The organism is Lysinibacillus sp. BNK-21, assembly GCF_048684915.1.
GTDB classification, from domain to species: domain Bacteria; phylum Bacillota; class Bacilli; order Bacillales_A; family Planococcaceae; genus Lysinibacillus; species Lysinibacillus capsici.
The window spans coordinates 781,164-804,890 of sequence record NZ_JBLQTS010000001.1; the positions used below are offsets into that span (position 1 = coordinate 781,164).

20 protein-coding genes and 1 riboswitch are annotated in these 23,727 nt (G+C 37.3%); of the genes, 18 read left to right on the forward strand and 2 right to left on the reverse strand.

Annotated elements, in window-relative coordinates; translation table 11 throughout:
* Position 1: 1 nt before the first annotated feature.
* From ACMGGO_RS03875 to ACMGGO_RS03885, 3 genes are all read left to right on the forward strand, one after another.
* Entirely contained in the window at positions 2-994 is a 993-nt protein-coding gene (locus tag ACMGGO_RS03875) for a polysaccharide deacetylase family protein (protein WP_259949661.1), read from the forward strand.
* 391 nt (positions 995-1,385) lie between these two features.
* Positions 1,386-2,372, forward strand: coding sequence for an agmatinase family protein (locus tag ACMGGO_RS03880; RefSeq protein WP_259949659.1), 987 nt, complete (start codon positions 1,386-1,388; stop codon positions 2,370-2,372).
* Positions 2,373-2,487: 115 nt separating this feature from the next.
* Positions 2,488-3,375 carry a 5'-3' exonuclease gene (locus ACMGGO_RS03885; RefSeq protein ID WP_004228212.1) on the forward strand — a complete coding sequence of 296 codons (888 nt, stop codon included), beginning with the start codon at positions 2,488-2,490 and terminating at the stop codon, positions 3,373-3,375.
* A 90-nt stretch (positions 3,376-3,465) separates the two neighbouring features.
* Here ACMGGO_RS03885 and ACMGGO_RS03890 read toward each other — a convergent pair whose 3' ends face one another.
* Positions 3,466-3,969: a C39 family peptidase gene (locus ACMGGO_RS03890; protein WP_259949657.1), complete on the reverse strand. Its 504-nt coding sequence runs from the start codon at positions 3,967-3,969 to the stop codon at positions 3,466-3,468.
* Between the two features lie 59 nt (positions 3,970-4,028).
* A complete protein-coding gene (locus ACMGGO_RS03895; protein ID WP_259949655.1) occupies positions 4,029-4,370 on the reverse strand; it encodes a thioredoxin family protein in 342 nt (113 codons plus the stop codon).
* Positions 4,371-4,723: 353 nt separating this feature from the next.
* On the opposite strand from ACMGGO_RS03895, the gene ACMGGO_RS03900 reads away from it, so the two are divergent.
* The 15 genes from ACMGGO_RS03900 (at position 4,724) to ACMGGO_RS03970 (ending at position 23,339) form a co-directional block, all read left to right on the forward strand.
* Positions 4,724-7,108: a 3-hydroxyacyl-CoA dehydrogenase/enoyl-CoA hydratase family protein gene (locus ACMGGO_RS03900; protein ID WP_420281617.1), complete on the forward strand. Its 2,385-nt coding sequence runs from the start codon at positions 4,724-4,726 to the stop codon at positions 7,106-7,108.
* Positions 7,109-7,157: 49 nt separating this feature from the next.
* Positions 7,158-8,330: an acetyl-CoA C-acetyltransferase gene (locus ACMGGO_RS03905; protein ID WP_259949652.1), complete on the forward strand. Its 1,173-nt coding sequence runs from the start codon at positions 7,158-7,160 to the stop codon at positions 8,328-8,330.
* 126 nt (positions 8,331-8,456) lie between these two features.
* Positions 8,457-10,241 (forward strand): acyl-CoA dehydrogenase family protein, encoded by a 1,785-nt coding sequence (locus ACMGGO_RS03910; protein WP_066037171.1) that lies wholly within the window; start codon positions 8,457-8,459, stop codon positions 10,239-10,241.
* A gap of 296 nt (positions 10,242-10,537) precedes the next feature.
* Positions 10,538-11,887: an IS1182 family transposase gene (locus ACMGGO_RS03915; RefSeq protein ID WP_420281576.1), complete on the forward strand. Its 1,350-nt coding sequence runs from the start codon at positions 10,538-10,540 to the stop codon at positions 11,885-11,887.
* A 301-nt stretch (positions 11,888-12,188) separates the two neighbouring features.
* Entirely contained in the window at positions 12,189-12,545 is a 357-nt protein-coding gene (locus ACMGGO_RS03920) for an arsenate reductase family protein (RefSeq protein WP_004228225.1), read from the forward strand.
* 81 nt (positions 12,546-12,626) lie between these two features.
* The gene (gcvH, locus tag ACMGGO_RS03925) at positions 12,627-13,007 is read left to right on the forward strand and encodes a glycine cleavage system protein GcvH (protein WP_004228227.1); all 381 of its coding nucleotides are present in this window, start codon (positions 12,627-12,629) and stop codon (positions 13,005-13,007) included.
* Between the two features lie 91 nt (positions 13,008-13,098).
* The gene (locus ACMGGO_RS03930) at positions 13,099-13,440 is read left to right on the forward strand and encodes a hypothetical protein (RefSeq protein WP_004228229.1); all 342 of its coding nucleotides are present in this window, start codon (positions 13,099-13,101) and stop codon (positions 13,438-13,440) included.
* 14 nt (positions 13,441-13,454) lie between these two features.
* A complete protein-coding gene (locus tag ACMGGO_RS03935) occupies positions 13,455-13,766 on the forward strand; it encodes a thioredoxin family protein (RefSeq protein ID WP_054549461.1) in 312 nt (103 codons plus the stop codon).
* Between the two features lie 56 nt (positions 13,767-13,822).
* Positions 13,823-13,926, forward strand: a riboswitch (SAM riboswitch).
* Positions 13,927-14,008: 82 nt separating this feature from the next.
* Positions 14,009-15,037 (forward strand): methionine ABC transporter ATP-binding protein, encoded by a 1,029-nt coding sequence (locus tag ACMGGO_RS03940; protein ID WP_004228232.1) that lies wholly within the window; start codon positions 14,009-14,011, stop codon positions 15,035-15,037.
* On the forward strand, positions 15,027-15,695 hold the full coding sequence (locus ACMGGO_RS03945; protein WP_004228234.1) for a methionine ABC transporter permease: 669 nt from the start codon (positions 15,027-15,029) through the stop codon (positions 15,693-15,695). Before ACMGGO_RS03940 ends, ACMGGO_RS03945 begins: the two co-directional genes overlap by 11 nt.
* 68 nt (positions 15,696-15,763) lie before the next feature.
* A complete protein-coding gene (locus ACMGGO_RS03950) occupies positions 15,764-16,615 on the forward strand; it encodes a MetQ/NlpA family ABC transporter substrate-binding protein (protein ID WP_048394372.1) in 852 nt (283 codons plus the stop codon).
* Positions 16,616-16,828: 213 nt separating this feature from the next.
* Positions 16,829-17,701, forward strand: a complete 873-nt coding sequence (locus ACMGGO_RS03955; protein ID WP_054549458.1) for a response regulator — start codon at positions 16,829-16,831, stop codon at positions 17,699-17,701.
* Positions 17,698-18,741: a HEAT repeat domain-containing protein gene (locus ACMGGO_RS03960; RefSeq protein ID WP_420281618.1), complete on the forward strand. Its 1,044-nt coding sequence runs from the start codon at positions 17,698-17,700 to the stop codon at positions 18,739-18,741. The genes ACMGGO_RS03955 and ACMGGO_RS03960 overlap by 4 nt, the downstream gene beginning before the upstream one ends.
* Positions 18,742-20,163: a glycosyltransferase family 2 protein gene (locus ACMGGO_RS03965; protein WP_259949643.1), complete on the forward strand. Its 1,422-nt coding sequence runs from the start codon at positions 18,742-18,744 to the stop codon at positions 20,161-20,163. It begins immediately after the preceding gene.
* Positions 20,160-23,339 carry a hypothetical protein gene (locus tag ACMGGO_RS03970; RefSeq protein WP_420281619.1) on the forward strand — a complete coding sequence of 1,060 codons (3,180 nt, stop codon included), beginning with the start codon at positions 20,160-20,162 and terminating at the stop codon, positions 23,337-23,339. Before ACMGGO_RS03965 ends, ACMGGO_RS03970 begins: the two co-directional genes overlap by 4 nt.
* Positions 23,340-23,727 lie beyond the last annotated feature (388 nt).

A 23,727-nucleotide genomic window follows, 5' to 3' on the forward strand; every position in this document is an offset into this window, starting at 1 on the left:
CATGAATGGTGGGGGTCTCGTTATTTCATTAGATTTTGAGCTGAATTGGGGTGTCCATGACGTATTTCGTTATGGCCAATACAATAAAAACCTATATGGTGTCCGTAAAGCCTTGCCCAGGATACTAGCGTTATTTGAGCAATATGACATCCATGCAACTTGGGCTACAGTTGGATTATTGTTTGCTGAATCAAAGGCAGAAATGGCTCATTATTTGCGAGGTATCCCTGTGAAATATGAAAATATGCGCTTTGCAGCACATACACAGCTAGCAAAAGTTGGCGAAAATGAACAAGAAGATCTCCTGCATTTTGGTAAATCATTAATTGAGGAAATTAAACGTACACCACATCAGGAAATAGGAAGTCATACCTTTTCTCATTTTTATTGCTTGGAGAAGGGCCAAACGAAAGCTGCCTTTTGTGCGGATTTACATGCAACGAAAACAATCAGTGACGGCTATACTGCGCCTATGAAATCGATTGTCTTTCCTCGTAATCAAATAAACAAAGACTATTTTACAGCTTGTTTAGAAGAGGGATATGTTTGCTATAGAGGCACCGAAAATCATGAGCTATATGACGCACAAAAGTTTACGAAAAAGGGAAGACTTTTAGGTGCTAAGAAGTGGTTAGATAGCTATTGGAATATAACTGGTCATCATATAGCCACCCTGGAAGAAATGCAAGAGGAGCAACTGATTAATATTCGATCAAGTGCTTTTTTAAGGCCATACTGTAGTCCATTGCGTATATTCGAAAATTTAAAAGTAAAGCGAATAAAGGAAGGCATGCTCAAGGCTGCACAGGCACAAGCCTTTTATCATTTATGGTGGCATCCTCATAATTTTGGCAAGCATATTGATAAGAATTTGGCGATGCTAGAAGAACTATTAAGTTATCATCAAGAACTGCGTAATCAATATAATTTTCAAAGCTATTCCATGTATGAGGTAGCGGAACTTTGCGATAGCCTTTCGAAACAGCAGAAGTAATAATGGAAGAGCTCTCTGTACGAAGAGTTGGTAAAAAAGAGGTTTGCTCTCTGAAGAGTAATTAAAGTGCTTGTAAACGAGAGAAAGTCATTTATTAAGAGTGTCAAAGCGCTCAAGGTAGGTGAACAACACTCAAAAAGTTGAGAACAGCCACAATCTCCTAACAAAAGAAACATGTAATTTCTAAGCAAACTGATTTCAAGTTTGCTTTTTTTGTTTGATCAAAAGAATATTTTCAATATAAGAGAAAAAAAGAAAAACTTTGACGAAAATCATTGTACGAATGGTACTATTACTATAAAGAAAATATGTTAGGACATTTACAGGGGAGCACCAATTGATTTAGGTCAATTGAACTTGAATGGAAAAGAGAAGAAGGTGGTAGATGAATATGTTTATACAATCAGAATGCCTATGGAAGCAGGAGAATGGATCAGCTATGCATCAGTGGATAAAGCAGCAAACAAATCCGAATCCGAATGAGGTGGATATTGTCGTATATGGAGCGCTTTTATCATATACCAATGGTGCGTCGTCAAAAGCGCAATACCCAACAGCCTTTCGTAAGGCTTGGCCAGGTTTTCAATCATATAATTTAGATGAGCAGGTGAATTTACGTGCCCTTTCAGTTGTGGATATTGGGGATGTGGCGATTCTAGAAAATGATCGAATGCTTTCGGAATCTGCCATCGAGGCTGCTGCAGAAAATTTAAGTATAGCCTTTCAAAGAAGTTTTACTTGTTTGATTGGGGGAGATCATACTATTACAGCGCACTCCATAAAAGGTATAAAAAATGCCTTCCCACAGGATCGCATTGGCATCATTCAAATTGACACGCATTTAGATGCAAGAAACCAAGAGGAAATTGGTTTAGCACAAGATTCTCCAATTCATCAGTTAATTGCAGCAGGGGTTGTGGAGGGGAGACATGTCTATAATGTCGGTTTGCATGGCTTTTTCAATTCACCCGAAATGATTCATTATGCTAAAGAACAAGGCATTCATATGATTACGTTAAAGCAAATGCGGCGTGATGGTATTCAACTCACAATACGTGAAATGCTGCGTCAGCTTATGTATGAAGTAGATCGCATTTATGTGTCTGTGGATTTAGATGCACTTGATATTGTATTTGCCTGTGATGTTCCTGCAGCTTCACCTGGTGGTTTAACGGCTTATGAGTTATTCGATATCCTCAAGATTATTGGCGAAAATGAGGGTGTTCGTCATATTGATTTTGTTTATGCTGATCCTAAAGAAGGTATACTACGTCCAGAAACTGTTAAAATCGGTGTAACTGCATTTTTACAATGGTTGACAGGCATTCAACTAGATCATCGCAATCGTATCTCGAAAAAAGGAAAGGTTATGTTGTAAAGCAAGTGTATTTCCGAGTATTAACAATGCTGAATTTTAAAAGTTTGCTATAATGTTTAAATAGAAAACAATAAATAAATACAAACTTTGTATTGTAATAGAGAGGAAATTTATGATGACAACAAAACCAAGATTATTGATTGTCGACGGTATGGCACTGTTATTCCGTTCTTTTTTCGCTTCGGCTGCCATGGGGCATTTTATTCGCTTGGCAGATGGAACACCTACGAATGGGGCCCAAGGATTTGTGCGACATGTTCTAACAGCACAAACTATTATGAAGCCAACACATATGGCTGTTTGCTGGGATATGGGCGCACATACATTCCGCAATGATTTATTTGATGGCTATAAAGCGAATCGCCCAGCACCTCCAGAGGAAATGCTACCACAATTTGATATGGCGAAAAATTTATCGCAGCAAATGGGTTGGCAAAATTTCGGGGTGAAGGGCATGGAGGCAGATGATTTAATTGGCTCCATGATAACGAAATGGCAGGACGAGGCAGACATTACGGTCATTAGTGGTGATAAGGATTTACTTCAGCTTTTAAGGCCATCTACAGAAATTGCGTTTATGAAAAAGGGCTATACAGAATACGATATTTATACACATGCTCGCTTTAAAGAAGAATATTGTATTGAACCTTCACAGTTTGCACAGGTGAAAGCCTTTATGGGTGATTCAAGTGATGGCTATCCAGGTGTGAAAGGGATTGGCCCAAAACAAGCGTTAACGCTTATTCAAACATATGGCTCAATAGACAAAATACTGGCATCACTCGGTGAATTGAAGCCAGGTCAAAGAACAAAAATTCAAGATAATTTAGATATGTTGCAGCTATCACATGAGCTTGCAACGATTCAAACCAATGTACCAATTGACGCTGATTTTACAAGCCTTGTGTTACCAACTTACGAACCACATATTTTTAAAGCAATAGAAGAGCGTGGCTACACACTAATTGCCAAGCACGCCCGTTCTTTGTATTCGCTTATTTAATCAATCATCGCAGAGTATAGTCATATGCTCTGCTTTTTTTATTGTAAGGAAAAGAATAGAGAGCAAAAAGAAGGCTAATCGATATTTGCTCTAGTAAGGAACCATTTTCACGAAGGATAATACCTTTTCGTTGTCTTTATAGAGAGCCTGACGAATTTGGCTATCACGTTGTGGACCACCATTATCATGGAATATTAGCCATAGCTCATCATTTTTTATCTCATAGCCTATAAGCGGTACCCAATGATAAGCAAAGGTTGATTTTTTATCACGCCACTGAAGGCTAAAATAGCGATCAAAACGCATAGCAACTGGTCGACCTGCGTCAATTTCCTGTAGAGCTTCCTTTAATGAACATGTTCGAATATCCCAAGTTGGAAGCAATTGACGAAGATTGTGAATCAGTCTCCATTTGAATAAGCCAATTTTTGTACCACGAAGCAGTTTATATAGCTCATTAATTGAAGGAGCTGACTCATTTAAAAATTTTAAGATGACATGAATCGTAGTAGGTCCACAGGCAGAATTGCGATAGCTTGGTGCAATGGAAATCTCATATTGTGAAGCCCCCCGTAGTGCCAATTGTTGACGCATAATAAACTCCTTTCAAAAAGAGCTGCATTTCAAGAAGAAATGCAGCTCTCTCGCCATTATTATTGAGCAGATAAAAATTCTGTTACTTGCTGAGGTGTTTTTGCATTTGCACTATGTAAGTGTGCAAGTTTTTCACCATTTTGGAAAATCAATAGACTTGGAATTCCCATAACATCGTACTTATCAGCGATTTCTGGGAGCTCGTCTCGGTTTAGCTCATACCAATCATATTGGTTGTACTCTTCAATGATTGGATCGATGAACATATTCATACGTGTGCAATCAGGGCACCAGCCAGCATAAAATTTCACTAAAACTTTTTGGTCGCCAGCGATTAATTCGTTAAATTGTTCTGCAGTAGTAATAGTTTTCATTAAGTATTCACTCTCCTTGCTTTCCATTCTACACATTTTTCTCGCAATCTGAAAGTTTTCTGTTTGGCCGTTTCAATCGCTACTTCTTGTCCTCTTTTAGCTCGTTAAAAACAAAAAAAGATGTATACTGCAAAAATAATTCATGAAAAAAGATTGCTAAATTAGACAAAATAATCTACACTAAAAACAGAAAAGTAGTTTTATCTTCATTCATTAAGAAGTGTCATTTTGGAGCGAAGATAAACCTTAGTCGTGCTTGGTTGAGTGGAGGGAATCTCATTCAACAAAAGGACAAAAAATTCACTAAGGAACACTTGATATTTTTTTGGCCAAAAAATGAATGGCTATTCATTCAATGGGAGAATAAGGGGGAATTGCTTGTGACTTACAACATTAAAAAAGCAGCTGTTCTAGGTTCTGGGGTGATGGGCTCTGGAATTGCAGCACATTTAGCAAATATCGGTATACCAACATTACTATTGGATATAGCACCGAAGGAACTGACGCAAGAGGAAGAAGCAAAAGGCCTTTCTTTAGAGCATCCAGCTGTTAGAAATCGTATTGTAAACGGAGCTTTGCAAAAGTTATTAAAGCAAAAGCCAGCACCACTTACTTCTAAGAAAAATTTATCACTACTATCAGTTGGCAACTTTGAAGACGATCTAGGGAAACTAAAAGATGTAGATTGGATTATTGAGGTTGTTGTAGAAAATTTACCAATTAAACAAAGTCTTTATGAAAAAATTGATGCGGTTCGTTCACCAGGAACAATCATTAGTTCAAATACATCTGGTATTAGCATTAATGCGATGGCAGAGGGACGTTCAGATGATTTTCAAAAGCATTTTCTTGGCACACATTTTTTCAACCCACCTCGCTATTTAAAATTATTAGAAGTGATTCCTGCCAATACAACTGCACCTGAAGTAGTTAGCTTCATGAAAACGTTTGGGGAAGATGTGCTTGGTAAAGGAGTTGTACTTGCAAAAGATACACCAAACTTTATTGCCAACCGCATCGGAACATATGGTTTACTTATCACTTTACAGGAAATGTTAAAAGGTGGTTACTCTGTTGGTGAGGTAGACTCTGTAACAGGTCCGCTTATCGGCCGTCCAAAGTCTGCAACTTTCCGTACGCTAGATGTAGTTGGTTTAGATACATTCATTCATGTAGCGAAAAATGTTTACGATCAAACAACAGGTGAGGAGCAGCAAGTATTTGCAGTACCTGAATTTTTACAAAAAATGGTCACAAACGGTTGGCTAGGAGCAAAATCAGGTCAAGGTTTCTTCTTAAAACAAGGAAAAGAGATACATGAGATTGATCCAGCAACCTTAACGTATAGTCCAGCCAAAAAATTAAAAACACCTTCTATTGAAATGGCAAAACAAACTCGTGGATTGGCTAATAAAGTGAAGGCGTTAACCTATGCAAAGGATCGTACAGGCGAGCTATTATGGGGGATTTTTGCACCAACGCTCCTTTATTCTGCACAGCTACATGGGGAGATTGCAGATGATATCGTAGCCATTGATAACGCGATGAAATGGGGATTCGGCTGGCAACAAGGGCCATTTGAGATTTGGGATGCTATAGGCGTAAAAGATTCTGTGGCGAAAATGGAGGCTGAGGGCCGAGAGGTACCTGCTTTTGTCAAAGAGATGTTAGCAAATGGCGTGGAGACATTCTATACAGAATTAGACGGAGATTTAGCTTACTATAATGGTTCACAATATGTGAAAGTGCCAGTCAATGAAAAAGAGATTAATTTAAAACGTTATAAGAAAAAGCATGGTGTGATTAAATCAAACACAGGTGCTAGTTTAATAGATTTAGGGGATGGAATTGCATTACTGGAGTTCCATTCGCAATCCAATGCAATCGGCTTGGATATTATTCAAATGATTAACTTTGCGGTAGATGAAGTAGAGGCTAACTATAAGGGCTTAGTCATCGGTAATCAGGGGAAAAACTTCTGTGTTGGGGCAAATCTAGGAATGATTTTGGTAGAAGCTCAGGATGATAATATATTTGAGCTAGATTTCGTCATTAAAGCATTCCAAGATGCTATGCAGAAAATTAAATATTCACGTAAGCCTGTTGTAGCAGCACCGTTTGCCATGACATTAGGCGGGGGAGCAGAGGTTTGCTTACCAGCTGCACATATTCAAGCAACAATGGAAACATATATGGGCTTAGTGGAAGTAGGGGTTGGATTAATCCCAGGTGGTGGCGGAAATAAAGCACTCTATCAGAAATTCCTAAAGGGCTTACCAAACGGCGTAGAGGTAGACTATCAACATATTGCTAATAAAGTATTTGAAACAATTGCGATGGCGAAGGTTTCAACATCTGGTGAGGAAGCACGTGAAAATAATTTCCTAAACTTTGCGGATGGTATTTCAGTTAATCCAGATCATCAATTGTATGATGCGAAGCAGGCGGCATCAGCACTTTACGAAGCGGGCTATCAACCACCTGTACCAACAAAAGTGCCAGTGGTCGGTGCATCAGGCTATGGTACATTACTCATCGGTGCGCAAGGGATGTTTGAGTCAGGCTTTATTAGCGAACATGATTTAAAAATTGCTAAAAAATTAGCTTATGTTATTGCAGGTGGAAAGGTTCCGTACGGCACATTAGTCGATGAGCAATATTTATTGAACTTAGAGCGTGAGGCATTCCTTAGTCTTGTTGCTGATCCACTATCACAGCAGAGAATGCAACACATGCTGTTAAAAGGTAAACCACTTCGTAACTAATTGACGAAATAAATCAATCTTGCACATGAAACAAAGGGGGATTAATACGATGCGTGAAGCCGTTATTGTAGCAGGAGCACGAACTCCAATTGGAAAAGCAAAAAAAGGTTCTTTAGCAACAGTAAGACCAGATGATTTTGGTGCTGTTGTAGTCAAGGAAACATTGAAAAGAGCAGGCTATGAAGGGCCAATTGATGATTTAATTTTAGGCTGTGCAATGCCAGAAGCAGAGCAAGGAATGAATGTAGCACGTAGTATTGGGGCACTTGCTGGATTACCAGATACAACGCCTGCTCTGACAATCAATAGATTTTGCTCATCAGGTTTACAGGCAATTGCTTATGCAGCAGAGCGAATTATGCTAGGACACTCAAAGGCTATTCTTGCTGGTGGTGTAGAATCCATGAGTATGGTGCCGATGGTAGGGAATACACCACGTTTAAATCCGACTTTAGCAGAAACGGCTCCACAATATTATATGGGCATGGGGCATACAGCTGAGGAAGTAGCTCGTCAATATAATGTTAGTCGTGAAGACCAAGATGCTTTTGCTGTTCGCTCGCATGAGCTTGCTGAAAAGGCAATTAAAGAAGGTAAATTCAATGATGAAATTGTACCAATTGAAGTGGAACAGCATTACGTAGACGATAACAATAAACCACAAGTGAAAAAATTCACATTCAGTATAGATGAAGGTGTACGTCCAGGTACATCAGTTGAAGGTTTAGCCAAACTACGTCCAGCTTTCCACGTAAAAGGCAGTGTAACGGCGGGCAATGCCTCTCAAACTTCTGATGGTGCAGCAGCTGTACTAGTAATGGATCGTGAAGAGGCTGACAAGCAAGGACTGACACCAATGGCAAAATTCCTAAGCTTTGCAGTTGGCGGTGTACCTCCTGAAGTAATGGGTATCGGGCCTATCGTGGCAGTGCCAAAAGCGTTGGAAATTGCAGGTTTATCCATCGAAGATATTGATTTATGGGAAATCAATGAAGCATTTGCTTCACAGTCATTACAGGTGGTACGTCATTTAGGCATCGACCAAGAGAAAGTCAATGTCAATGGTGGAGCGATTGCATTAGGTCATCCACTAGGCGCAACGGGAGCTATTTTAACATTAAAGCTAATTCATGAATTGAAGCGTCAAGGGAAGAAATATGGTGTAGTGACAATGTGTATTGGTGGCGGCATGGGTGCTGCTGGCGTATTTAAAATTCTATAATTTTTGCTAGATCAGCTTGAGGTGTACTGTTTACGGTTGCCTCCGAACATTGTATACGTCAAGCTTTTCTATACATGATCATTAGGGGAATCAACTAACAAAAAGATATATTGGGAGGAATTAATCATGACTGAAAAAACAACTGATTTCATTAAAGGCGGCGGATTTCTTATTGAAGATGTGGAATTAGATCGTGTATTTACACCGGAAGATTTCACTGACGAGCATAAAATGATTGCTAAAACAACAGAGGAATACGTTACAAATGAAGTTTTACCAGTAGTGGAAAATTTAGAGCACCATGAATTTGAGCATTCAGTGCGTCTCCTAAAAAGTGCAGGCGAATTAGGCTTACTTGGAGCAGATGTGCCTGAAGAATACGAAGGGCTAGGATTAGACAAAGTTTCTTCAGCTTTAATCGCTGAAAAAATGTCTGTTGCAGGTGGTTTCTCTATCACACATGGTGCTCACGTTGGTATTGGGTCATTACCAATTGTTCTATTCGGTAATGAAGATCAAAAGAGAAAATATTTACCTAAGCTTGCTTCAGGTGAATTAATCGCTGCCTATGCATTAACAGAGCCAGGTTCAGGTTCAGATGCTCTAGGTGCAAAAACGACTGCAAAATTAAACGAAGCTGGCACACATTATATTTTAAATGGTGAAAAACAGTGGATTACGAATGCAGGCTTTGCTGATGTATTTGTGGTCTACGCAAAAATTGATGGCGATAAATTCTCCGCCTTTATCGTAGAACGTGCCTACAATGGTGTTTCAGTTGGTCCTGAAGAAAAGAAAATGGGGATTAAATCATCATCAACTCGTACATTAGTATTGGAAGATGCCGAAGTACCTGTAGAAAATCTATTAGGTGAAATTGGTCGTGGGCATATCATTGCGTTCAATATTTTAAACATTGGTCGATATAAACTAGGCGTGGGCACAATTGGCGGATCGAAACGTGCATTGGAGTTAGCTATTCAGTATACAAACCAACGTCAGCAGTTTAAGACAAAGCTTTCTGATTTCAATCTGACAAAAGAAAAATTATCAACGATGGCTTCTCAATTGTATGCTTCAGAATCATTAAACTATCGTACTGTGGGCCTATTTGAGGATCGCTTAAGCCAATTAAGCCTAGAAGAGCAAAAGCAAGGTAAAGTAATTGCAGGAGCGATTGCTGAATATGCCATTGAATGCTCTATTGCTAAAGTATTCGGTTCAGAAACTTTAGACTATATTGCTGACGAAGCTGTCCAACTTCATGGCGGTTATGGCTTTATGGCTGAATATGAGGTAGAGCGTATTTACCGTGATTCTCGTATTAATCGAATTTTTGAAGGTACAAACGAAATTAACCGCATGATTGTACCTGGCACATTTATGAAAAAGGCGCTAAAGGGTGAGCTACCATTATTACAAGTTGCCCAAAATTTACAGCAAGAGCTGCTTATGCTAATGCCAGAGGATATCGGTACAGAGCCGTTAGCACAAGAAAAATATTTAGTGAAAAATGCCAAGAAGATTGCTGTATTAGCTGCAGGATTAGCAGCACAACGCTTTGGTGCAAAACTTGATCAAGAGCAAGAAGTATTGGTAAACATTGCGAATATAGCTAACCAATTATTTGCAATGGAATCAGCTGTCTTACGTACAGAAAAAGCAATTGCTCGTGACGGTGCTGAAAAAGCACATCAAAAATTGCTATACACACAAATTTTCTGCCAAGAAGCATTCGCAGAAATCGAAAAAGAAGCAAAAGACACAATTCTTGCTTCAGCGGATGGCGATGCAGCCCGTATGACATTATCTGCACTGCGTAAGCTAACGCGTAATAATCCATACAATTTAATTGCGAAGAAGCGTGAGGCTTCCGTTAAATTAATTGATGCTGAAAAATATATTGTATAATAGTGCAAATTTAACCTAGCTATCTGCAAAAGATAGCTAGGTTCAGACTGTAGACAAACTCAATGAATTTTGAGTTTGCCTACAGTCTTTTTTCTTTTACAATAAAATAAAGTAAAGCCGTTGATTTCCACTACGGGCGGACGCTTTCCGCGGGCGGGGTCGAGCTGCTTCCCTCGCTTCGCTCAGTCCAGGATCTCGACTTTCCCGCTTTTCCCGCAGGAGTCGCCACCCTTCGTTCCAATCAACTTCTACATAAAGAATTATTGATAAAAAGTACACTTTCGAGGTGATCAACCATGATGACGAAAAATCAAATCAATGAACGTGAACAATTAGAAATGCTAACGATTGATCAATTAGTTCCCCAAGATCATTTAGTACGAAAACTAGAGGCGGCTATTGATTTTTCATTTATCTATCCTTTAGTAGAAAACCTCTACTCTGCTAAAGGACGCCCTAGTATTGATCCTGTTGTTCTCTTTAAAATGACGTTTATTCAGTACGTTTTTGGTATACGGTCCATGCGTCAAACCATCAAAGAAATTGAAACGAATATGGCGTATCGTTGGTTTTTAGGGTTTGGCTTCCATACAGAAGTCCCGCATTTCTCTACCTTCGGTAAAAATTATGTCCGTCGCTTTCAAGACACTGATATATTTGAGCAGATATTCTATCGTATATTAAAAGAGATTATGCATCAAGGACTCCTCCATGCAGACCATTTATTTATCGATTCTACGCATGTGAAAGCGAGTGCGAATAAACGAAAGTATGATAAAAAAGTTGTGCGAAAAGAAACACGGGCTTATGAAGAGAAACTTCAATTAGAGTTAAATATTGATCGTGAGGAACACGGAAAAAAGCCCTTTCCCCCGGAGAAGTTTGAAAAGGAAGAATGGAAAGAAATAAAGGAAAGCACGACAGATCCTGAAAGTGGCTATTACGTGAAGGATGAACGTACGAAGCAGTTTGCGTATTCTTTTCATGCAGCGACAGATGAAAAGGGCTTTGTCTTGGGTGCCATTGTAACTCCGGGAAATGTGCACGATAGTCATGTATTACAGCCACTTGTGGAAAAAGTCATTGAAAACGTTCAAAAACCATTAGCTGTTGCGGCAGATGCAGCCTATAAAACACCAGCGATTACGAATTTTTTATTAGAGAATCAAATGTTGCCTGTTCTTCCTTATACACGTCCTAAAACGAAAGATGGATTCTTCCGAAAGCATGAGTATATATATGATGAGCACTATAATTGTTATCTTTGCCCACAAGGGCAGATATTGAAGTATGCAACAACGACGAAAGAAGGATATCGGCAATATAAATCGAATCCTTTGATTTGTGCGAAGTGTCCAAGCCTTTCCCAATGTACAGAAAGTAAGCATCATCAAAAACTCATTCAACGCCATATTTGGGAGTCGTATGTGGAGGAAGCTGAACATTTACGCCATTCCTATGACATCAAACAGATTTATGCAAAGCGCAAAGAAACGATTGAGCGTGTATTTGCGGATGCAAAAGAAAAGCATGGTATGCGATGGACAACCTTAAGAGGTCTAAAAAAATTGTCCATGCAGGCGATGCTTACTTTTGCTGCCATGAATTTAAAGAAACTGGCTACTTGGACGTGGCAGGCAGCTTAAGAAGGTAGCTATGCTCGAAGAGTATGTTGAATTTGGTAGTATATTATCAAATGTTAAAGATAAAATAGGAAGAAAAATGACAAAAGCCCATCGAGAGTGAACCTCTCGATGGCTTTTGTCTACAGTCTGAACCTAGCTATCTGCAAAAGATAGCTAGGTTTTTTTATATGAGATGGATAATCGTAAAAGGAGCGGATAAATTTGCACAACTGGTGGATAAACTTACAAAAAAGAGTGAAGTTCACCATTGAAAACAACTATGATGGTATACTACAGAAAAAGACAGAAGAGGAGCATTGTAATGACGATTCAATTTTTCCATTATCCGAAATGTACAACATGTAAAAAGGCACAGAAGTGGTTAAATGAGCATGAGGTTTCCTATGAAGAGGTACATATCGCAGAGCAACCTCCCACTAAAGAAGAATTAACAGCTATTTGGCAAGCTAGTGGACAGCCTTTGAAGAAATTTTTTAATACCTCAGGCATGAAATATCGTGAGCTTGGCTTAAAGGACAAGTTAGCGGAAATGACGGAGGATGAGCAGCTTGAGCTACTTGCTTCAGATGGCATGTTAATTAAACGTCCCATCGTGACAGATGGAAAAAAAGTTACTTTAGGTTTTAAAGAAGTAGATTTTGAGCAAGCTTGGAAATAACCGTATTAAACCTTGTATTTATAGGAGAAGTATGGCACACTGAAAGTGAATATATTACATATTTATGGAGGGGTTTTTTGCATGAGCACACCTAAAGACTTACGATACTCTGAAGAACATGAATGGGTAAAAGTAGAAGATGGAAAAGTACGTATTGGTATTACTCACTTCGCACAATCTGAATTAGGAGATATCGTATTCGTTGAGCTTCCACAAGTTGGCGACGAAATCAAAACAGATGATCCATTCGGTAGCGTAGAATCAGTAAAAACTGTTTCTGAATTATATGCACCAATCTCAGGTACTGTAGTTGAAGTAAATGCAGATTTAGAAGATAGCCCAGAATTCGTTAATGAATCACCATATGAAAAAGCATGGATGATCGTTGTTGAGCCTGCTGACGCATCAGAAGTTGAGAAACTAATGACAGCAGAGCAATACGAAGAAATGATCGCTGAATAAGACAAGCCATAATCGAAAAACGTCGGAAACTACCGGCGTTTTTTGTTATATAATGACTTATAAGTGGGGATCTCTAAATGGAGGTGGCGTAATGTTCGAGGGAAAATGCTTGATAGTAGAAGGGCGCTCAGATAAGCTACAAATTGAGCCTATTTTGAATGAGAATGTTACAATACTATGTACGAATGGTACAATTGGTGTGCATCAATTAGAAGAACTACTGGATCCCTATGAGGGCTGTGAGCTATTTACTTTTTTTGATGCAGATACTTCTGGTGATAAGCTACGTGCATTAATGGACAGACATTATCCAGAGGCTGAGCATCTGCGCACAATGCCAACATACAAGGAAGTAGAAACGACACCAAGAAAAGTGCTAGCAATGATCTTACTGCGTGCACATTTTTCAATCCATAATGAATATATTTTGTAAGGTTGCGTGAGTAAATGGAAGAATGGTCAATAGAGCAGTGGGAAGCGGCTAAACAGTCGGGAGAGAAAACTGCATTTTATTTATATACACCGATGTGTGGAACGTGTGCAGTGGCATCTAAAATGATGTCCATTATTGAGCAATTACTGCCACAGCTACAAATTGGTAAAGCAAATATCAACTTTTTGGAACACATAGCTTATGAGCATCAAATTGAAAGTGTTCCCTGTCTACTCATCAGTGATGGCGGAAAAGTGACAGAAAAGATTTATGCTTTTCAATCCGTACCATTTTTATATGAATTGTTAAAAAAATCAATTGACTGAACTTTACTAGCGTGGTAAAGTATCAAATATATTACTAAAACATTAAATATATCGAACTCTTATGAAGAGTGGCGGAGGGAAGTGCCCTATGAAGCCCGGCAACCATCACAATGTGAAAAGGTGCCAAATCACCCAAAGATTTTTCTTTGAAAGATGAGAGAACGGTTTAACGTATCATACGTGACCCCTTCTACTTGTCTGTGAGTGAAGGGGTTTTCTATATGAGAAAAGGAGTATTCGCTATGATCCAGCTTCAAAATATTACAAAGAAATACAAAACAGCAAATGGCGAATTAACGGCAGTCAAAGACGTCAACCTTACTATTAATAAAGGTGAAATTTTTGGCATTATCGGCTATAGTGGTGCTGGTAAAAGTACCATGATTCGTTTATTAAACGGTTTAGAGAAACCGACAGCAGGAACAGTAACGGTGAACAATCAAGAATTTTCATCGATAAAAGGGCAAAAGCTTAGAGCAGCTAGACAAAAGGTAAGTATGATTTTCCAGCATTTTAATTTACTTTGGTCAAGAACAGTTGCCGAAAATATTGCATTCCCTTTAGAAATCGCAGGCTTCCCAAAGGCTCAACGTGAAGCGCGTGTGAAGGAATTAATTGCCCTTGTAGGCTTAGAAGGGCGCGATAAGGCATATCCATCCCAGCTTTCTGGGGGACAAAAGCAGCGTGTAGGAATTGCACGTGCATTAGCGAATAATCCAGAGGTTTTACTATGTGATGAGGCGACATCCGCACTCGACCCTGAAACAACGGATGCCATTCTTGATTTACTCGTAGATATAAATGAACGCTTAGGCTTAACAATCGTCCTGATTACCCACGAAATGCATGTCATCCGCAAAATTTGTCATCGTGTAGCGGTGATGGAGGCAGGCGAAATTGTGGAACGTGGTGAGGTATTACAAGTCTTCCAAGCCCCACAGGCGGCTATTACTAAGAAGTTTGTATCTCAAATTACAGACACTAAGGAAACACAGGATACGGTAGCACAAATTAAAACAAACTATCCAACTGGACAACTTGTCAAATTGATTTTTGTTGGTGAAAAAACAGAACAGCCTGTCATCTCACATCTTGTGAAACAATTTGATGTAGAAGTAAGTATTGTTCACGGAAATATTTCGCAAACAAAAAATGGTGCATATGGTACATTGATTGTGCAAATTGATGGCTCTCAGACAAACGTCACTGAAGCCCTTCGTTATTTAAATACAGTGGAAGTACAGACGGAGGTGATTGAAAATGCTAACTAATCTCTTTCCGAATGTAGACTGGGAAAATATGTGGCAAGCTACCTATGAAACTTTATACATGACAGCTATATCAACGGTTGTGACATTTATTCTTGGGTTAGTCATTGGTATTGTTCTATTTCTAACTAGCCCCAATCAGTTATGGGCAAATAAAATCGTTAACTTTTTAACAGGATCACTCGTTAATATTTTCCGTTCCATTCCATTTATCGTATTAATTATTTTATTAATTCCATTTACGAAGTTTTTACTAGGTACAATTCGCGGTGCCAATGCGGCGTTACCTGCTTTAATTATCGGTGCAGCACCGTTTTATGCTCGTATGGTATTAATTGCGTTACGTGAAATTGATAAAGGTGTGATTGAAGCAGCCCGTTCAATGGGAGCAAAAACTTCTACAATTATTTGGAAAGTATTGGTTCCGGAATCATTACCAGCTTTGATTTCTGGTATCACTGTAACGGCTGTTGCTCTTGTAGGTTATACAGCGATGGCAGGAATTATTGGTGCAGGTGGTCTTGGTAACTTAGCATTCTTAGACGGCTTCCAGCGAAATCGCCAAGATGTGACATTAATGGCAACTATTTTGATCTTAGTAGTCGTATTTATTATTCAATGGATTGGTGATTTAATTACTGAAAAAATTGATAAACGCTAGCACGAAAATGAGGTTATTCCGGTTTTTACCGCTAACATATTTAAAACAAATACAAGGGAGTGTCATAAATGAAAAAGTTATTAGCAGGATTATTTTTATCAATACTTGTACTAGCATTAGCAGCTTGCGGTACAGATAAAAAAGAAGATGAAAAATCAGCATCTGGCGATCAAACAGATAGCAAAGAAAACGTAACATTAAAAGTAGGTGCTTCTAATACACCACACGCAGTTATTTTAGAAAAAGCAAAACCGATCTTAGCTAAAGAAGGCATAGACCTTAAAATTGAAACGTATACAGATTATGTTCTACCAAACCAAGATTTAGACTCAAAAACACTTGATGCAAACTATTTCCAGCACATTCCTTACTTAGAGCTACAAATTAAAGACAATGGCTATGATTTCGTTAATGCAGGTGGCGTTCATATTGAACCAATCGGTATTTACTCTAAAAAATATAAAACGTTAGAAGACCTGCCTGAAGGCGCAACAATTTTACTTTCTAATTCAGTATCTGACCATGGTCGTATGCTGTCATTGTTAGAGGCTAAAGGCTTAATCAAATTAAAAGAAGGCATTGATAAAACAGCAGCAGAATTAAAGGATATTGAAGAAAATCCTAAAAACTTTAAATTCGATGCAAATACTGCCCCAGAAATGCTTGTACAAATGTACGAAAACGATGAAGGCGATGCAGTACTTATCAATTCTAACTTTGCCATCGATAACGGTTTAAACCCAATTGAAGATGCTATTTCTCTTGAAGATAAAGAATCTCCATATGTTAACATCATCGCTGTACGTGCAGGTGATGAATCAAAACCTGAAATTAAAAAATTATTAGAAGTATTAACATCTAAAGAAATCCAAGACTTCATTTTAGAAGAGTGGAAAGGTGCAGTAGTACCGGTAAAATAAGAATTAAAAATTTTATAAAAGGGTACATAAGTTTAACGACTTATGTACTCTTTTTTTATTTGTAGTTAAATTGATGAGAAACTATGTATTTTTTATGACGTCTATTTATGTTTAGATATTGTTTAGTCATATTTATTACTATAGTAATGTTGTTAATCTATGAAATAAATGATAGAAAGTAATAATAAGAAAAAACTAGATGGAGTGATTCTAATGAATGATATAAAATTCACCCATGACATCATGCAAGAACATGAAGTAGAGCGCTACTTTAAAATATGGCGAGAAAGTGTTATTAGATCACGCCTTACTATAACAGCAGTCTTTTTAAAAACAGCTAATGCTACACAACTGAATGAAAATGTGAATGATCAAGTTACCTCGTTTTTACAATCAAAAATACGCAAGACAGACTTGCTTTTTCAATTATCCGACGGGGATCATTGGGGCATCTTCTTTTTACAAAGTAGTGATGTAGAAGCTAGAGCGTTTTTAAAACGAATATTTGCCATCTTAAAAGCAGAACGGAAGTTCCAACAGATTGCATTAAAGGCCTCTATAACAGAAATAAGAAATAATAACGTTATTTTTGAAGAGCTGTTAAATAAAAATAAACAGATGTTATCAGGGGATGAGCAATTAACATGGAGTATAGCAGAGGTAAAGGATTACTGTGAGCAACCAACTGAATTAGTGAAAGTTAGTATTATTGAGCAAAACGCCATTTTTAGACAAGTATTAGAGTCAACGCTTAAGCAAATAAATATCCCTTATTTTTCTTTAGATGTAAAGGTTTATGAGGATGGCTATAGCTTTTTGCAATCGGATGATTATAAATCAGGGCATATGCATCTAATTCTTATGAATGATATTTTACCTCTGAAAAATGGCTTAGAAATATTGCATATCTTACGACATATGCCAAATGAAAAGAAATTTATTATTTATATGATGTCAGAACGCAATTCTGAAGGGGCAGCGCTTAATGCTTATGAGGGCGGTGTTGATGAATATATTGTCAAACCATTTAATTTACGTTTGCTAGAAGCCAAAATTAAAAGAACGTTTGCGAGGTTTTGGCAATGATCAAGCTGACTGTTTCGACAATTTTAGCAATAATTTCCTTTTTATTAGTTGTGCTCTTTATCTTTTTTATGTATTTACTTGTTCAGCGACAGCGTGAAAGCTATTTTGAAAAAGTTCGTGACCGTTATTTACAAAATTATTCTCAATTTTGGTATGATTACTTATTCAATAACGCATTATTTAGTATCGTATTGGTACCTAGAGGAAGCGCCCAAGTAGAAGCTATTGAAAAAATTTTTTCATCCTATTTAAAGAATATAAGGAATGAACAGGTGGAACTAAAAATTAAACAATTCTCCAATCAATATTTAAAAGCATTCTACGAAAAAGATTTATCCAGTAAACGATGGAGTATTCGAATGAATGCCCTCTATCGAATTGCAGACTTACAAATAGATGAATTGCTAACGAAGTGCCAAGAATTCGAAAAAAATAACATTACAGATGAAGAACATTTCCAGTTATTGAAAATATACTCGCTTTTCCAACCAGATTTATTTATGGAGAAAATAAAAAATTCCAATGTAAATTACGCTGAAAGTGAATATAGAAGACTATTTATATTATTAGATGATAATGTATTTATTCGATTTTTCCATGATTTTAATAGTTTGTCGGCCAAAATGCAATTTGCTGTTATTGATACTGCTGCTGTAAAAAGAAATATGGAGTATTTGGATGAATTAAAAAAATTATTACACCATGATACACCGGAAATTAACATCAGAGCATTAAAAGGGCTATATGAAATAGGAATTATTGATGAGATGGATCCCTTTGTCCCTTTTGTGACCTCAAAAATGTGGGAAGCCAGGTTAATGGTTGCAAAAATTTTTAAACATGTACCGCTTACTTATACTTATAGTTATTTAGAGCAGCTTCTTCAAGATGAGAATTGGTGGGTACGTTCCCAAGCGGCAAAAACGATTGTAGAAGATCGACATGGTATTGCCAAATTACAGCAATTCATTGAATCCTCAAATGATCAATATGCAATTGAAATGGCCCAAGAAATTGCAGCGAGAAAAGAGGGGAAGTAAATGAAAATAATTGATTATTGCATGATGTTTTTTGGGGGCATTATTTTATTTTATATGCTGTTCGTTATTGTTTCATATTGTACAATGTTCATCATTGCTATGCTGGATTTAAGAAAACGCTATCGTCTCGATCTATCAGAGTATGATGATGCACATATCGATGCCTTTTATTCAAAACCGGTATCGTTACTTGTTCCTGCTTACAATGAAGAAGTAGGAGTTGTAGATACAGTATATTCATTATTGAATTTACGTTATCCTCAAACTGAAATTATCATTATTAACGATGGATCTACAGATCAAACCCTTCAAACGGTCATCGAACATTTTCAAATGAAGCCAATCAATAAAATTGTTCGAACTAACATCCCTACAAAAGACATTAAACAAATATATGAATCTGAAATCTATAAAAATTGTATTTTAGTAGATAAAGAAAATGGTGGTAAGGCTGATGCGCTAAATGTGGGTATTAATGTATCTCAATATCCGTATTTTTGCTCCATTGATGGGGACTCCATTTTAGATGAAAAATCCTTGCTGCGGGTGATGAAGCCTATCATTTTATCTGATGGTGAGGTCATTGCAGCAGGAGGTAATATTCGTATTGCAAATGGTGCAAAGATGCAGTTTGGCTCTATTTATGAGACTCAATTACCTAGTAATTACCTAGTAATCATGCAAGTAATCGAATATTTGCGGGCATTTTTAATGGGGCGAATAGCGTTAAGTAAATTCAATTTAGTCCTTATTATTTCAGGAGCATTTAGTGTTTTCTCTAAAAAATGGGCTGTTGAAGCAGGTGGATATTCAACCAATATTATTGGGGAAGATATGGAACTGGTGGTGAATATCCATCGACTTATAAAAGAAAAAAAAGAAAATAAGCGTATTGAATTTGTACCTGACCCAGTTTGCTGGACGGAAGCACCTCAAACATTAGGAGTACTACGCAATCAACGAAGAAGGTGGCATCAAGGGTTATTTGAAAGTCTATGGAAGCATAAAAAAATGACCTTGAATCCTAGATATGGAATGATTGGATTTCTTTCGTTCCCGTATTTTTGGCTAGTGGAATGTCTAGGGCCTCTTGTCGAGTTAGGCGGATATATTTATATTGTCATAGCCTTTTTCTTTGGGAAAATTTATTATGAAGTTGCGCTCATGCTGCTACTACTATTCGTTATTTATGGTGTTATTTTTTCAATAGCGGCAATATTATTTGAATCGTGGAGTATGAATACGTATCCGAAAAAAAGAGAGTTGTTACGCATGATTCTTTTAGCGTTTACAGAAATTTTTTGGTATCGCCCACTAACATTATTCTGGCGCTGTGAGGGATTACTTCGTTTTGTCTTAAGAAAAAGTGACTGGGGTAATATGAAACGTGTCGGCATTGCTGAAAAGGAGAAAAGTGTATGAAACGAATCTATATAGGGGTTATGGTCGTACTAGTCCTCATGATAATCCCTATTACATGGTGGTACTTAGAAGATGAAAAACAGCTTAATGTGGCCATTATAGATAAAACCGTTCCGAATGAGTCTTACCGAGAGCACTTAGGGGTGAATTGGTTTTTAAACCATTATAAATATAGATTAAATAATGAACCTTATGACGTAGAACGCGATTACTATGGTACGGTTCCAAATGATGAAACTAAAAGTGTTGTTGAAAAGAATTTGCCAAATGATTATAGTGACTATGATGTCATTTATTTGGCAGATACGTACGGAGTTTATAAAGATGATTTACAACAAACAAAACGTTTAGGTGAACGTTCTGAAAAAATTGTTGGAGGACTTGAACAAAAAGAATGGCAGTCAATCGTCGAACGCTTAGCCAGCAAAAAAAAGAGCATGTTAATTGCTGAGTATAACACGTTTGCTTCACCAACATCAGGGGAAGTTCGTAAAGAATTACAGGATTATTTAGGAATTACATGGTCTGGCTGGATCGGACGTTATTTCGATGAGCTTGATTATCATAAAAATTTAGAAATACCACAATGGGTGATCGATGAACATGGCGATAATTGGTCATATAAAGGTGGAGGCTTTTTACTATTTAACGAAATAACTGAGGAGCTTCTTGTTCTAGAAATGAACAAGCATGTTAATTCTGAAGGTATTCAAGTGCAGTTTACTGAAAATGGGAAAAAATTCTTTCATTCATCTGCAAGGGCGCAATACGATTATTGGTTTGATATTATTACACCTAAATATGCTGAAGATGCTCTTGCAAATTATAAATGGGATTTAACAAAAAAAGGAACAGAGCTGTTAAAGGATAATGGCATTCCAGAACAATTTGCTGCAATTGTAGGCCAAGATAAAAGCTACACATCTAGTTATTATTTTGCGGGAGATTTTAATGATATCGCACGGGTACCGAATATTTATAAAATAAAAGGGTTACCTACAATCTATAAATATGCTGAGAAGTATGCGGACAGTTCGTTTTATTGGTCCATTTACATCCCAGTAATGCATAAAATATTTGATTCATTTGAGCACAAAGAGGTTCAGGATACTGTAAATCATGAGAAATTAAACTATAATGCAAGGATTCAGGGACAATCTTTTGAGGTGCTAAGAGATGGCAAATGGGAACCAATCGTATTTAAGGGTGTCAATATCGGAATGGGGAAACCTGGCGCCTTTCCTGGAGAAGCAGCAATTACTGAAGAGGAATATTATCGATGGTTTAAACAAATAGCAGACATGAATGCTAATACGATACGAGTCTATACATTACATCCACCAGGCTTTTATAGAGCACTTGCTAAATATAATGAAGAACATCCAAAAAAACCATTATATGTTTTACATGGAGTTTGGATTAATGAAGAGGGCTTAGCAGGTTCATTGGACGCCTATGACAAAGATACGTTAGAAGATTTCCAATTAGAAATGAAACAAATGGTAGATGTCATTCATGGAAATATCTATGTGGAGCCTCACCCAGGACATGCATCTGGCTTGTATGATGTAGACGTATCGAAATATGTTATAGGATGGGTACTAGGAATTGAATGGTATCCACACATGGTTGTGGGAACGAATGAAAAACATGCAAATATTGGTCAATACAACGGTACTTTTTTTGAAACAAAGGGTGCCTCTCCGTTTGAGCATTGGCTAGCAGAACAAATGGATGTGGTGTCAGTTTATGAAAAGGAAAAATATAACTGGCTACGTCCAATGAGTTTCACGAACTGGGTCACAACTGACATTCTTGAACATCCGTCAGAGCCATCAGAGGAGGAAGATTTAGTAGGGGTCAATCCAAATGTTATTTATACAAAAGGAGAGATGACAGCACCAGGACAATTTGCTTCCTATCATGTGTATCCTTATTACCCTGACTTCTTTAATTTCGATAAAGATTATTTAAATTATGTCGATTTCCGAGGGAACAAAAATAGCTATGCAGGTTATTTAAAAGAGCTCCATGAAGCTCATACTATGCCTGTTCTTATTGCGGAATTTGGTATCCCAGCATCACGTGGTAAAACACATGATAATGTATATGGTTGGAATCAGGGGCAAATGTCAGAGCAAGCACAGGGAGAAACACTTCAACATTTATTTGAGGATATTATGCATGAAGGGCTCATGGGAGGACTTGTTTTTACATGGCAAGATGAGTGGTTTAAACGAACGTGGAATACGATGGATTATGATGATCCGAATCGTCGACCATTTTGGTCCAATGCTCAAACAAATGAGCAACAGTTTGGTTTATTAAGCTTTGATAGACTTAAGGTAAAAGTAGATGGAGAGACAACGGAATGGACGGGTAAACAGCTATATGATACTGCACCAAACAATCCAACAGATTTTGCAGTAGACTATGATGAGCGCTATTTGTACATTAAATTAAAAAGTGAGGAGTTAGCCAATACCTCCCCTCGCATTTTATTAGATGTTGTACCAGGTCAAGGAAATATGTCTGCTACATCTATAAAAAATATGACGTTTTCCAATGGTGTTGATTTTATAGTTGAGCTTAATAAAAACGGTCAATCTAGGGTTGTTATTGATGAATACTACGATTTCTATGATTATTTATATGGCCACCGTTTAAATTTAGTTGCTCCCCGAATGGCAAATGCCTTGAAAAATAGTGGAAAGTTCGCCCCTATTTACTATGTGTTAAATAAACAACTATTTTTACCTGAGCAAAATAGAACGACTGATTTTAGTATCTATGAAACAGGAAAATTACTTCAAGGAAATGCTAATCCAGAAGCAAAAGATTATGATTCTTTAGTTGATTATACTTGGACCGATGACAATGTTATCGAACTTCGCATCCCTTGGTTATTGATTCAAGCTAAAGATCCGAGTCAGCGTGAGTTTATAGGTAACCTGTATAAAGATGGCGATAAAGCGGCGGTTAAAGTAGACAATATTTATATTGGTGCTTTATTTGTAGATAAAGAGAACAACGTTGTTCAATCTATGCCAGCAGCTTCTAATGGTGTTTTACCACCACTCTCTACTTATACATGGGAAACATGGCAAGTACCAAAATATGAAGAGCGCTTAAAACAATCCTATTATATTTTACAAAAATTATTTAAAGCTTATTAAAGGAGCTAAGGGTAGATTGTTCTGCCCTTAGTTCTTTTTTATTTACCAATCCCCTTAAGTGTCGGTGGACAACCGAGGCTTAAGGGGATTTTTAGAATTGTAGAAAGAAAAATTTTTCTAAACAAAAAAAATTACAGTTAATGGTTAATATAAAAAACGTCGTAAATAGACGTTTTTATAATGAAAATTTGATTTGTTTTTTATAGGAATAGGTTTTTATTACCTTGGGTGTAATTGTTTAGAAATTGTTTAGCTTCAATTAGTACTATATAAACGTTAATAAACTTATTTTGAGTGATGTGTAATCCTACTGATCTATTTCGACTAAAGAGTCCTGTGTAAGTTTGAATGTTGAAGGGGGTTTTTACAAAAGATGACGAGAATTGAA